Genomic DNA, 11,643 nt, shown 5'->3' with positions numbered 1-11,643 from the left:
AGTTCAAGACTGCCATTTCTCATGGCCTTGACCAATGCCACACGACGCATAAACAGGAGTTAGACTCCCTATTAACGCTTCGCTTTCAGTCCTTTCGTAACACGCAATCTGTGCCCTGATGCAGTATAGCTCCATTTTTCGCTTAGAGAGGGCTTAGCAGTCTTGATGACCTGAGGCTGAACGACGCAAATGTGTCTCGATGTCCTTTAATTTGGCGCTGTACAAAAACTCTAATGGTTGTCAATCCTATTGCGAGAGAGTGATCGTCAATATGAAAAATTAGCTGCACCAAGAAAAACGACTTCTAATTTGCGAAGAGTTTTTTCTCGACAAAACGACTTCTAATTTGCGAAATTAACTTTGCGACGTTTAACTTGCGAAAACAGTTAAATGTCGCTTTCTAGGTTAAAATCTCTACAAGGCTTGATGGACAAGGTTTTTAGGCTGATGATTCAATGCGGAAGCAGGTTGGCGATCGCGACATTTAATGTGCGAACGTGCACTAAATCTTAGAGCGCAACCGTTTCGCGAGTTGGCTTGGCGAACGGCACTGAATCCGCTTTCTCTTAAGATTTCAGTGTCATTTTTGCGAACGGTTAGCGTTGTTTTAGAGGATTGAGACTGTGTTGATTCACTGATCGGTTCTGCGATCGCATAAACATAGTCCCCGTTTTTCCAGCCTGTGATGCAGATTCCATTGCGACAACTGATCGTTCCGTTCGTCAGATCGATACATTTTCCCTGTGAGTCGCAGCCGTGATAGCTGAGATTTCCAGTTCCATTCACGCCAGACCACGAATTAATATTGGCGATCGTAACCGTCCAGTTGCCATTACTGATCGTCTTTGCATCCGTCTGCTGAGGAGTTTCAGCGGCTAGAACTTCTGGGGTTCCAACTTTGCTAGTCTCAGCGTTAGTCGCTGCAATTTCTTGAGAGTTGAAATTTGACGCTTGACTCGATCGACTCTTCTGAACGGCTTGGCTTTGAAGAGTACCACAACCCATAAGAGTGACTGCACAGGCTGAGAGCGCAAGCATTGAAATTAACTTTTTCATAGGAATTCTGTAACCACTAACTGACTGCTCACAGAGTTATACAGTGATATGAGTTGCGATTCCAGACAGTGTTGTGGGGCTATAACCCCTGCAAATCAATGAGATCGTAGGAGTCTGTTAATCGTCAATCTAGCAGTCTGTGAGCTTGCGGCGATCGCGAAACCAATCCTGCAACTGCTGACGACAGGCCGATTCTAAAATGCCGCCCAGCACTGGCAACGGGTGGTTAGAAGCCGCGCTGTCTGGCACATTTAACACCGATCGCACTGCCCCCGCTTTGAGATCATCGGCTCCGTAGACAAGCCGCCCCAATCGAGCCAGCACCAGCGCCCCCGCGCACATCGGGCAGGGTTCTAACGTCACATAAAGGGTACAGTCGTTGAGATGCCAGTTTTGCTGCTTCTGTCCGGCGGCTCTAAGCGCCAGCACTTCGGCATGAGCAGTCGGATCGTGGTCACGCTCTCGACGATTTTCTGCTTCTGCAAGCATCTGCCCATTTGCACCCACAATCACCGCACCAACTGGCACATCACCTGCGTTGCCCGCTGCTTCTGCAAGCTCTAAGGCACGAATCATCCAACGTCGGTGCGTGAGATAGGTCGGGTCGTCGATCGGAGATGAAGAAATCTGAAACGGCAAGGATGCAGTATTGTGAAACTTGTTGCGATCGTACCACTCTTCATGAATGCGCTAATCAATACGCTGGCTGACTGTTTATGGGGCGAATTTGATAACCGAGAACAAGCGATCTCTGACCCTATTTGGTTTGTCCACTTAAAAGCTTGGCATCGCCGTGTCAATCTGTTCACTCAAGACAGCCTCACGGTGTTTGCCGAACAAGCGAATGTGTTGCAGCTAGATCAAGCCTATCGTCAGCGGCTGCTGCGAATTCAGTCAGCAGAAGATGACCCTCAGTTTCCATTAAAGGTGCAATATTATCGGTTTAAAGATCCTTCAGCGTTCCTGGGCGCGGGGCAACATCCAGAGTTGTTAGAAAATCTAACCGAAGATCACATAGAAGTTTTACCGGGCTGCACTCTCCAGGTGACGCACACGCAGATTTTGCAGGGCAGCCACTTTAAAGCGTTGCCCCCTGCTAATGCTCGCTGTTGCTTTCCCTATCAGGGTGAAACTCGCCAAGTGTCCTTGGGGTTTGAAGCTAACTCTGAGAAGTTCTTGAGCTACGACAAAGGCATTGACCCCGATACGGGCAAAGCTCTTTGGGGAGCAATTTTAGGCGCTTATGAATTCACAAAGCGCCAAGGCTATTAGGGTCTTCTTTTAACTCGCGACTCCTCTCGGAATGCCCTCTAGCGCTTCTAATTCGGTTTCAAAAATCTCAAACACCGAGTCCATCATCGTCACTTCAAAGACGAGTTTTGCTTCGGGGTGAACGTTACAAATGCGAAAACTACCTCTAACTTTGTCAGCGTCGCGCATTCCGGCGACCAGCGACGTTAAGCCAGAGCTATCAATGAAATTGACCTGACCCAAATTGACGACCACGTGACGGCTCAATTTGGCGATACATTCTTGGAGCTTTAAACGAAACTGCCAAGCCGTGGTGATATCCAGGCGACCCATAGGCTGGAGAATGATCACGGTGGTTCCGTCTTGGGTGATGTGCGTTGTTTGCTCCATGTCAATTGCCTTCTCCATGTAAACCATTGGCTTTTCTCATGCTATAGATATTCAGGTTGATTCGTCGGGCAGGCTCGGACGCAATGGACACCAAGCTCAGTTATGCCCCCAAATCCTGATTTCTAACGCAGCAAATGGCTGGGGCAGACTCAAAACAGTGGGGAGCGCAAGAGACCAATAATACTTAGATTCTCGTCTAGGTATTTTTCGACTTCCGCGCTCCCGCTTGAGAAGCTGAATCAGCGATCGAGCATTCTATGCTTTAGCGTTAGCTGACCAGTTTACCCAATCTTGAGGTTTTAGAAAGGTGTCATAAAGTTCAGCTTCAGGGCTACCAGGTTGGGGTTGAAAGCCATATTCCCAGCGAACTAGAGGTGGCAGAGACATCAAAATTGATTCGGTGCGCCCGTTAGTTTGCAAGCCAAAAATGGTGCCTCGATCGTAGACCAAATTAAATTCAACATAGCGCCCACGTCGATAAAGCTGGAAGTTGCGCTGATGCTCGTTGTAGTCTAGGCCATTGCGCCGATCGACGATCGGCACATAAGCAGGCAAAAATGCATTGCCGCAACCCTGCACAAAAGAGAACAGCTTTTCCCAGTTGCGTCCTTCGATCGCACCCACCTCTTTGCTGTGGTTTGCCGCCTGGGTGTCGATTTGCGAACCGGGATAAGAAATCGGATAGAGCACCCCTTGACTGTCTTGATAGTCGAAGAAAATGCCACCCACGCCACGAGTCTCTTGACGGTGTTTCAAATAGAAATATTCATCACACCAAAGCTTAAATGCAGGGTAATACTCTGGGTGATAAATGTCGCACGCTTGCTTGAGCGTATTGTGAAAATGAGAGGCATCTTCTGCAAAAGGATAGTAAGGCGTGAGGTCAATGCCACCGCCAAACCACCAAACTGGGCCTGCCTCAAAGTAGCGATAGTTTAAGTGAACGGTTGGTACAAAGGGGTTGCGAGGATGCAGCACCATCGACGTTCCGGTTGCGTAGAAGCTATGCCCCGCAGCTTCGGGACGCTGAACCAAAATCGAGGGCGGCAAATCTTTTCCCCAAACCTCAGAGAAATTGACTCCGCCTTGCTCAAAGACTTTGCCCTCTTTCATCACGCGCGATCGACCGCCGCCGCCTTCTGCGCGTTCCCAACTGTCTTCTTGAAAAGTGCCGTCGCCATCGACCTGTTCTAAGCCCTGGCAAATCTTGTCTTGCAAGGACTTGAACCAATGGCTGACGCGATCGCGAGAATCAGAAGGGGGAAAAGCTTGGGTGGTGGTGGCTTCAGTGGAAAAAGCTGTCATAAATTGCGATCCCTGGAAATTAACTCAAGTAGAGGTTGGCAAATTGGAGCACCTTATCCCCGCTTATTGGAGAGGGCGATCGCGGCGAAGATAACTTTAGTCTCGTCAATGCAAGCAACTAAAGCCCCGTGGCTTCCCAAATCAGCAGACCTATTTAGACTATCGTGAATTGTGATCATCCAACTTTCTCAACACTAGTCAGAACAGACTTTTCTTAGAAAAAACAGCGTTTACGCGACTGTTAATTTCTGTGAATTTGTGAAAAGCCCGTAGACTAGGCACAAGATTTTTGACTTTAAACCCCAGATTTCGGACGATAGCGATACAGTTTGAGTTTTTGGTTTTTCATACTGTTAGAGAGCAAACAGCCGTCTTATGGAGGATGCTGGTTTAATTGCTCATTCATCTAGGATAGGAATTCCCGGTTGAGTTGCAGGAGCGCGATCGCGATGATGAAAATGCTGAACTTGTTAAATAGAGTGAACTTTCCATTTAAATTTCTTCATCGCAAACGGCGGCGGTTGCAATATACGCTGGCGAGAACTTACCAGACAATTAGCACAGCATCAGTCGATGACGTGTGGAAAAAGATAATTGATTTAGCCGATGTATCTTGGCACCCTCTGCTGTCTAGCACCAATCTTCCTCATGGGCTGGTGGCAAAACCGGGGCTGATTTATGAGGCAATGACTCGGTTAGGTCCGTTTCCAATTCGGATTTTTGTCGAACGGGTGGATGACAAATCGTTGCTCAGTGTTCGCATTTTGGCACTGCCGGGAATTGAAGAACGAGTCACCTACGAAATTAAATCGTCTGTTTTGGGAACGTGTGTGTCTTATTCAGTGACGCTGCAAGGGTGGCTGTCTCCTTTGGTATGGTCGCTGACAAAACCTTACGCAGCACGGGTTGCCTCTGATTTGGCACAGGCGGTTGAGCACCCGATCGTTGAACCTTCATCGCCCGATCGCGGCTGTTTTGATTTTTGAGCTACCTCACTTATGCCCCTGACGATCCACCCTAGCGGTAAGATCGAGATCGTTGCCATCCGATCGCCGCTGTTGGGGTAGAGAACACAATGCTCGATACGCTGAATGCTAGTTCTGTTTTAGAAGTTCTTAAACCCGTTCAAGACCCTGAACTCCACAAAAGTTTGGTGGAGTTGAACATGATTCGCAATGTCAAGATCGAGGACGGCAATGTCAGCTTTACCCTCGTGTTGACGACTCCTGCCTGTCCGCTCCGCCAATTTATTGTTGAAGATTGCGAACGGGCGATTAAGACTTTGCCGGGAGTCAACAAGATTGATGTAGAAGTGACTGCCGAAACCCCGTCGCAGAAATCGTTGCCCGATCGCACAGGCATTGCCGGAGTCAAAAACATCATCGCCGTTTCGAGTGGCAAAGGCGGCGTTGGCAAAAGCAGCGTAGCGGTCAATGTCGCCGTTGCCCTTGCCCAAGCAGGTGCAAAAGTGGGTTTGATTGACGCAGATATCTATGGACCCAATGCGCCAACCATGCTAGGGCTAGAAGGCGTTGGCGTGACGGTGCGACCCGGTGCCCAAGGTGACATTATTGAGCCTGCGTTTAATCATGGAGTCAAGCTCGTTTCGATGGGCTTTTTGATTGATAAAGATCAGCCCGTGATTTGGCGAGGTCCAATGCTGAATGGCGTAATTCGGCAGTTTCTCTATCAAGTCGAGTGGGGCGATTTAGATTATCTAATCGTCGATATGCCACCCGGAACGGGCGATGCTCAACTCACAATGGCGCAAGCCGTCCCGATGGCAGGTGTAGTGATTGTCACGACTCCGCAAACGGTGGCACTGCTTGACTCGCGACGGGGCTTAAAGATGTTTCAACAACTCGGCGTTCCGGTGTTGGGCATTGTCGAAAATATGAGTTATTTCATTCCGCCAGATCTGCCCGATCGCCGCTATGATATTTTCGGTTCTGCGGGGGGTGAAAAGACAGCGCAGGAATTAAACGTCCCGCTTCTAGGCTGTGTGCCGTTAGAAATTCCGCTTCGAGAAGGGGGAGATAGCGGGGTGCCGATCGTAGCAGGTGATCCGGATTCTGCCTCGGCTCAGGCTCTGAGAGCGATCGCCCAGCAGATTGCTGCTAAAGTGTCAATTGCAGCGCTGACTTAGATAAATTTTGAATATTGATTCAAAGTTCACATCTCCCCTCGTTCCTTAGCTGATGTCCCGCCCTTGACCTATGTTCCAGAAATCCTTTTTGCCGATTCGCTTTAAGCATTGGTTGCAGCCCTGGCAGGAGGTTGACTGGTGGTTGTTTGCTGCCCCGATCGCGCTCACCATTCTCGGCGGCTTGATGATTCGCAGCGTCGAGCTAAACGCAGGGTGGGCAGACTGGTGGCGACACTGGATCACAGGCAGCGTAGGTCTGGTGCTGGCCTTGCTGATTGCTCGGTGGCGCTATGACCAACTGTTGCAGTGGAAGTGGTGGATTTATGGCATCACCAATGCTTCGCTTTTACTCGTGATGTTTGTGGGGCGAGAAGAGTTAGGGGCACAGCGCTGGATTAATATTTTTGGCTTTAATGTACAGCCTTCAGAATTTGCCAAATTGGGCATGATCATTACGATCGCCGCCGTTTTGCATCAGCGATCGGCATCCACCATTCCGATGATGGTCAAAGTTTTGGCGATCGCGGCGGTGCCGTGGATTCTGGTGTTTTTAGAACCAAACTTAGGAACGGCGCTCGTCTTTGGCTCGATCACGATCGGCATGCTCTACTGGGGCAATGCTAACCCTGGATGGCTGCTGCTGCTGGTGTCTCCAGTAATCTCAGCAATTTTGTTTAATGTAATGCTCCCCATTTGGGGGATCGGCATCATCGTCATTGCGCTTTGGGTCGCTCTGATCGGCTGGACTGCCTGGAAAACACTGCCGTGGAGGCTCTATGGAATTCTAGTTCCGGTTGTGATCAACCTGGTTGCAGGCGGTTTAGGACGGGTTCTCTGGCAGTACGTTCTTAAGGACTACCAGAAACAGCGAATCACGATGTTTATGAACCCGGATCAAGACCCCTTGGGCGGTGGCTATCACTTGATTCAGTCACGAATTGCGATCGGGGCAGGCGAACTGTGGGGACGAGGACTTTACAAAGGGACGCAAACCCAACTCAACTTTATTCCTGAGCAGCATACAGATTTTATTTTCACCGCCATTGGTGAAGAACTTGGTTTTATTGGCTCGGCAGCCGTCTTGCTGACCTTTCTGCTGATTTGCTTCCGGCTGCTGATTATTGCTCAGAATGCAAAAGATGATTTTGGCTCTCTGTTAGCGATCGGAGTCTTCTCAATGATCGTCTTTCAGGTCGTGATTAATGTGGGCATGACGATCAATTTGTCTCCTGTAACAGGCATCCCGCTTCCCTGGCTGAGTTTTGGCAACGCTGCTTTATTGATGAATTTTCTGGCGATCGGGCTAGTCGAATCGGTTGCTAATTTCCGCCAGCGATTAAAGTTTTGATTGAGAAGCTTCGAGTCGATCGTCTGAAATGACCAATGACTGAATTCAAACGGCTCTAGTACACTATTAATAAACGTTCTCTAAACAATGACTATGATTTTGCCAGGTTCAGCCGTCCGCGTCACCAACATTAACGATACTTACTACGGGTTTCAAGGGTTAGTTCAACGCATTAGTGATGGCAAGGTCGCCGTTTTGTTTGAAGGGGGCATCTGGGATAAGCTCATCACCTTTCGGATGTCCGAAATCGAAGTTCTTGAGCCAACCGCAGGCAAGAAAAAAGCAAAATAACTCCTCCCGCTTATGCGCCTTCCGCTGCCTCAGTTTGCTGCTCAAAACCGCCCTTCCAACTACATTGCCGAAGTCATTGAGACTTCAACTACCGAATTTTTAGCCCAATGCTTAGAGCCAGAAAACTTGAGCTTTCCGGTGATGCCCCCGTTTGGAAGTTGGGTAAAAGCGGTCGATGACGAATCAAAAAATCTCATTTATGCAGTGGTTTATCATGCCACTACTAGCCCGATCGATTCAGTTCACCGTGCCAGAGCTTTGGGGCTATCGCTAGATGATTTGCGAGAGCAGCAGCCCCAAATTTTTGCCATGCTCAAAACCGAGTTTCGAGCCGCGATCGTCGGTTATCGTCCCAACCCTGAGAAGCGCAACGGGTCAGCCGCTTTCTATCAACATCTTCCACCCCGTCCGCCTCAAATTCACCAAGCGGTTTATGGCTGCGATCCTGACGAGGTGATCGCTTTTAGTGAACAGTTAGATTTTTTAAGAACGCTCCTTGATGTCAGCGGTGCACCCGTCGATGCGTTAACGGCGGCGACGATTCGCGAAGTCTATCAATTGCGAAAAGCCGATCGCCCCTGGCTCGTGCAAGCAGGACGCACCCTGAGTCTGTTGCTCAAAGATGACTACGATCGTCTGCGCGTCATTCTGAGTCAAATTCACCTCTAGGTAGATTTGTTAAAAATCTTAACCTGCTATTGCTAGAGTTCGGATTGTCAACTTTAAGACATCTTCACCTGCATGGGTTCTGCTTTACACTCGCTTCAAGGAGAACCGATCGTCTCCTTCATGATTTTGCTAGCAGTGATCCTAATCGTTCCGCTAGCGTTTGAACGGATACGCCTACCGGGGATAGTTGGGCTGTTAGCCGCCGGAGTTGCGCTAGGCCCGAGTGGGCTGCAAGTTTTTTCAAACGAGTCTGAGACGATGCAACTGCTGTCGGACATCGGGCTAGTTTATCTAATGTTTGTGGCGGGGCTAGAAGTTGACATCGATCAGTTTTTCAGAACTCGAAATAAATCGATCGGGTTTGGCACCTTTACGTTTTTGGTGCCCCTGATTACGGGCACGATCGTCGGGCGCAGCTTCGGGTTTGATTGGAACGCCTCAATTCTGATCGGGTCTCTGTTTGCCTCGCACACGTTGCTGGCTTATCCGATCGTCAGTCGGCTGGGAGTGGTCGGCAATGAAGCAGTCACGGTGACGATCGGAGCCACAATTTTTACGGATATCGGAGCGCTCTTAGTGTTAGCCGTCTGCATCGGCATTCATGCGGGCAACTTTACCTTAGTCAAACTGTTGACGCTGTTGGTATCACTGGCTCTCTATACTGTTGTGGTGTTGGTAGGGTTCGATCGGGCAGGGCGAGAATTCTTTCGGCGAACTGGCGATGAAGAAGGAAATCAATTCTTATTTGTGCTACTAGCCGTCTTTCTTGCGGCAGTCGGTGCCCAACTGATTGGAGTCGAAAAGATTGTCGGCGCATTTCTGTCAGGTTTAGCAGTCAATCGGGTGTTGGGAGAAAGCCCGGTTAAAGAGAAAGTCATCTTTATTGGCAGTGTGCTGTTTATTCCCATTTTCTTTATCGATATGGGGCTGCTGATTCGCATTCCTGCTTTCGTTCAGAGTTTAACTACCCCACAGCTATTGAGTTTAACGATCGCGATCGTCGTTGGCTTAATGCTCAGCAAGTTGGGGGCAGCACTCTTGGCAAAGCTGGTCTACCGCTATAACTGGCAAGAAATGATGGTGATGTGGTCACTCTCGCTACCGCAAGTTGCTGCCACTTTAGCCGCTACCCTCGTGGGCTATCGAGCCGGGCTGTTGACTGAGAGCGTTTTGAATAGCGTCATTGTTTTAATGCTGGTTACCGCAACGTTAGGACCCATTCTTACGGCTCGATTCGCGGCTGAATTGACTACCTTAGACACCGCGTTAGTCGAGCAAGCCCAACCTGAAGAATGGATAGACTCGGAAGAGCGCCCTTTAGTGATCGTGCCCATCTATAATCCTCGCACTGAAGGAAATCTATTAGAGTTAGCCGCCATGATTGTCAGGCAAGCAGGCGGACGAATTGCGCCTCTCGCGATCGCGCTCTCCCAGCCTCGGATGGATGTGCCGAAACTCGATGCCGCGATCGCCCAAAAACAAGGGCTGTTGACCAGCGCCCTCGAAGTCAGCCGAAACCTTGATGTTTTTGCAGAGCCGATTCTTCGCATTGATGACAACATCGCTCAGGGCATCAGCCGCGCCAGTCGAGAACAGAATGCTAGTCTTGTCGTCGTTGGGTGGGGGCGACGCACCAGTTTTCAGGCTCGGTTGTTTGGTAACGTGATTGATAGTGTTGTGTGGGCATCTCACTGCCCGGTGGCGGTGACTCGGTTGCTCGATTCACCGATGAATTTATCTCGGCTCTTGGTGCCGATCGAGAATCTCACTCAGCAGTCGATCGCGGTTTTAAAGTTTGCTCAGGTGCTGGCGGCTGCCAATCACGGGCAGATCACGCTGCTGCATATCTGCGATCGCACTACGTCTCCTAGCAAAATGGCATGGATTCGGTCTCAGTTGTCTCTCTTAGCAAAAAAAATCACCCTAACCAGTGATTTCATTATTCAAATCATTCCAGATGATGATGTGGCCAAGGCGATCGTCCAGGCTTCTAAGTCTTACGATTTGGTGATTTTGCGCTTCTCTCGTCGCCACACGAGTGGAGGAGGGCTGGCAGTGAGTGACATTACCGCCCAAGCTACACAGAAAATGACTTGTTCCGTAGTCATGTTAGGAGAACCGCAGCGCACTCCATCGCTGGTTTGGTCAACTGAAAAGCCGCACCGCCAGGAACCTTTCCCGCCGACTAGCCGTTAAGCTATTGTCATTAAGACCGTTCTAAAGAGATATCTACACTTTGGAACTTTAGAATGAAATCGCAGCAAATTCAACTAAATCTGCTTAGTTTTGAGCATCTAACAATGTGAAAATTTATACAGGCTTTAGCGGAATGACTTGATTCTGCCGCGATCGCTCCCGATAATTTTCACAGTTGACCGAAAATATAGTCGTCAACAAGGGGTGCATGCGTGATAACAACAATTGAAGGCTCTGGATCAGATCCGATACGAATTCTTTTAATTGAGGACAATGAAGCCAATCGGCGCTTAATGAGTGACTATCTAGGCTATTGCGGCTATGAGGTGTTTGCTTTGGCAGAAGGCACTCAGATTGCGGAGACCTTGGAGCAGTTTCGCCCTCAAATAATTTTGTTAGACTTAAAGCTACCGATGATCGACGGCTACGTGCTGCTAGAGCAGTTACAACAACGGGATGACTGGAAGCAAATTCCGACGATCGTGGTTTCAGCCTATGCGTTTCAGCGAGACCAACAGCGTGCGCTTGATCTCGGTGCTCGTCGCTATTTGGTAAAACCGATTCGCCTTTCGCAACTAACTGATGTGATTCGCGAGGAGCTTGGCGACCCGCCCGACTGAATTTAGCTACGATCGGATCGAGGGGAGTCAGAATCTAGGGTGTTTCCAGTTCCCTACAGTTTCTAGACTCGCCTAGTTTGATGGCTCCGCGCCTATTGGCACGCTTTTAATTTGAGCCAGAAATACTGTCCCTGTCTCTTTGTTGAGCAATAAAAGTTTCAACTATTTGACTGAGATCCTTAATGGTGTTTCCTGATTCTAAAACTTGAATTTCTAGAGCGGCCAGCAGCAACGTCGCAGTTTGTAGCTGATTGAGCGCTCTCTCTAAGCTGTCGCGAGTTTGAGCTTCAAACTCATCTATGTTCATACAAGGTACGTAGTAAGAGGTGTGAATTGATACTTCAATATAGCCACTACGTAGAAGAGCGAGA

13 protein-coding genes are annotated in these 11,643 nt (G+C 49.2%); 8 read left to right on the top strand and 5 right to left on the bottom strand.

What is annotated here, in order from left to right:
- Positions 1 to 414: 414 nt before the first annotated feature.
- Both C7B65_RS22915 and tadA read right to left on the bottom strand, forming a co-directional pair.
- Positions 415 to 1,056 carry a hypothetical protein gene (locus C7B65_RS22915; protein WP_073071520.1) on the bottom strand — a complete coding sequence of 214 codons (642 nt, stop codon included), beginning with the start codon at positions 1,054 to 1,056 and terminating at the stop codon, positions 415 to 417.
- Positions 1,057 to 1,185: 129 nt separating this feature from the next.
- Entirely contained in the window at positions 1,186 to 1,695 is a 510-nt protein-coding gene (gene tadA, locus C7B65_RS22910) for a tRNA adenosine(34) deaminase TadA (RefSeq protein ID WP_219898710.1), read from the bottom strand.
- Positions 1,696 to 1,707: 12 nt separating this feature from the next.
- Here tadA and C7B65_RS22905 point away from each other — a divergent pair, with 12 nt between their 5' ends.
- Positions 1,708 to 2,328, top strand: a complete 621-nt coding sequence (locus tag C7B65_RS22905) for a chromophore lyase CpcT/CpeT (protein ID WP_223257369.1) — start codon at positions 1,708 to 1,710, stop codon at positions 2,326 to 2,328.
- Positions 2,329 to 2,337: 9 nt separating this feature from the next.
- On the opposite strand, the gene C7B65_RS22900 is transcribed toward C7B65_RS22905, so the two are convergent.
- Positions 2,338 to 2,697 carry an STAS domain-containing protein gene (locus C7B65_RS22900; RefSeq protein WP_219898709.1) on the bottom strand — a complete coding sequence of 120 codons (360 nt, stop codon included), beginning with the start codon at positions 2,695 to 2,697 and terminating at the stop codon, positions 2,338 to 2,340.
- Positions 2,698 to 2,952: 255 nt separating this feature from the next.
- On the bottom strand, positions 2,953 to 4,002 hold the full coding sequence (gene hemF, locus C7B65_RS22895; protein ID WP_073071514.1) for an oxygen-dependent coproporphyrinogen oxidase: 1,050 nt from the start codon (positions 4,000 to 4,002) through the stop codon (positions 2,953 to 2,955).
- Positions 4,003 to 4,451: 449 nt separating this feature from the next.
- Between hemF and C7B65_RS22890 the strand changes: the two genes are divergently transcribed.
- The 7 genes from C7B65_RS22890 (at position 4,452) to C7B65_RS22860 (ending at position 11,272) form a co-directional block, all read left to right on the top strand.
- Positions 4,452 to 4,988, top strand: a complete 537-nt coding sequence (locus C7B65_RS22890) for an SRPBCC family protein (RefSeq protein WP_244913271.1) — start codon at positions 4,452 to 4,454, stop codon at positions 4,986 to 4,988.
- Positions 4,989 to 5,077: 89 nt separating this feature from the next.
- On the top strand, positions 5,078 to 6,148 hold the full coding sequence (locus C7B65_RS22885; RefSeq protein ID WP_073071512.1) for an Mrp/NBP35 family ATP-binding protein: 1,071 nt from the start codon (positions 5,078 to 5,080) through the stop codon (positions 6,146 to 6,148).
- A 70-nt stretch (positions 6,149 to 6,218) separates the two neighbouring features.
- Positions 6,219 to 7,496 carry a rod shape-determining protein RodA gene (rodA, locus tag C7B65_RS22880; protein ID WP_073071510.1) on the top strand — a complete coding sequence of 426 codons (1,278 nt, stop codon included), beginning with the start codon at positions 6,219 to 6,221 and terminating at the stop codon, positions 7,494 to 7,496.
- 87 nt (positions 7,497 to 7,583) lie between these two features.
- Positions 7,584 to 7,787 (top strand): NAD(P)H dehydrogenase subunit NdhS, encoded by a 204-nt coding sequence (locus tag C7B65_RS22875; RefSeq protein ID WP_397428390.1) that lies wholly within the window; start codon positions 7,584 to 7,586, stop codon positions 7,785 to 7,787.
- A gap of 12 nt (positions 7,788 to 7,799) precedes the next feature.
- Entirely contained in the window at positions 7,800 to 8,456 is a 657-nt protein-coding gene (locus tag C7B65_RS22870; protein WP_073071507.1) for an HAS-barrel domain-containing protein, read from the top strand.
- Between the two features lie 72 nt (positions 8,457 to 8,528).
- Positions 8,529 to 10,652 carry a cation:proton antiporter gene (locus C7B65_RS22865; protein ID WP_073071505.1) on the top strand — a complete coding sequence of 708 codons (2,124 nt, stop codon included), beginning with the start codon at positions 8,529 to 8,531 and terminating at the stop codon, positions 10,650 to 10,652.
- A 212-nt stretch (positions 10,653 to 10,864) separates the two neighbouring features.
- Positions 10,865 to 11,272: a response regulator gene (locus C7B65_RS22860; protein WP_073071504.1), complete on the top strand. Its 408-nt coding sequence runs from the start codon at positions 10,865 to 10,867 to the stop codon at positions 11,270 to 11,272.
- A 106-nt stretch (positions 11,273 to 11,378) separates the two neighbouring features.
- Here C7B65_RS22860 and C7B65_RS22855 read toward each other — a convergent pair whose 3' ends face one another.
- Positions 11,379 to 11,579: a hypothetical protein gene (locus tag C7B65_RS22855; RefSeq protein WP_073071502.1), complete on the bottom strand. Its 201-nt coding sequence runs from the start codon at positions 11,577 to 11,579 to the stop codon at positions 11,379 to 11,381.
- Positions 11,580 to 11,643: the final 64 nt, after the last annotated feature.

The organism is Phormidesmis priestleyi ULC007, assembly GCF_003003695.1.
Classification (GTDB): Bacteria; Cyanobacteriota; Cyanobacteriia; order Leptolyngbyales; family Leptolyngbyaceae; genus Phormidesmis_A; species Phormidesmis_A priestleyi_A.
Note: the sequence above shows the minus strand (reverse complement) of the source record. Positions and strands in the feature narration are given on the sequence as shown.

Excerpts from the sequence above, each read along its gene's own strand:
- hemF (WP_073071514.1), bottom strand. The coding sequence starts at position 4,002 with ATGACAGCTTTTTCCACTGAAGCCACCACCACCCAAGCTTTTCCCCCT.
- C7B65_RS22870 (WP_073071507.1), top strand. The coding sequence starts at position 7,800 with ATGCGCCTTCCGCTGCCTCAGTTTGCTGCTCAAAACCGCCCTTCCAAC.
- C7B65_RS22890 (WP_244913271.1), top strand. The coding sequence starts at position 4,452 with ATGATGAAAATGCTGAACTTGTTAAATAGAGTGAACTTTCCATTTAAA.
- C7B65_RS22875 (WP_397428390.1), top strand. The coding sequence starts at position 7,584 with ATGACTATGATTTTGCCAGGTTCAGCCGTCCGCGTCACCAACATTAAC.
- C7B65_RS22885 (WP_073071512.1), top strand. The coding sequence starts at position 5,078 with ATGCTCGATACGCTGAATGCTAGTTCTGTTTTAGAAGTTCTTAAACCC.
- C7B65_RS22865 (WP_073071505.1), top strand. The coding sequence starts at position 8,529 with ATGGGTTCTGCTTTACACTCGCTTCAAGGAGAACCGATCGTCTCCTTC.
- C7B65_RS22855 (WP_073071502.1), bottom strand. The coding sequence starts at position 11,579 with ATGAACATAGATGAGTTTGAAGCTCAAACTCGCGACAGCTTAGAGAGA.
- rodA (WP_073071510.1), top strand. The coding sequence starts at position 6,219 with ATGTTCCAGAAATCCTTTTTGCCGATTCGCTTTAAGCATTGGTTGCAG.
- C7B65_RS22915 (WP_073071520.1), bottom strand. The coding sequence starts at position 1,056 with ATGAAAAAGTTAATTTCAATGCTTGCGCTCTCAGCCTGTGCAGTCACT.
- C7B65_RS22900 (WP_219898709.1), bottom strand. The coding sequence starts at position 2,697 with ATGGAGCAAACAACGCACATCACCCAAGACGGAACCACCGTGATCATT.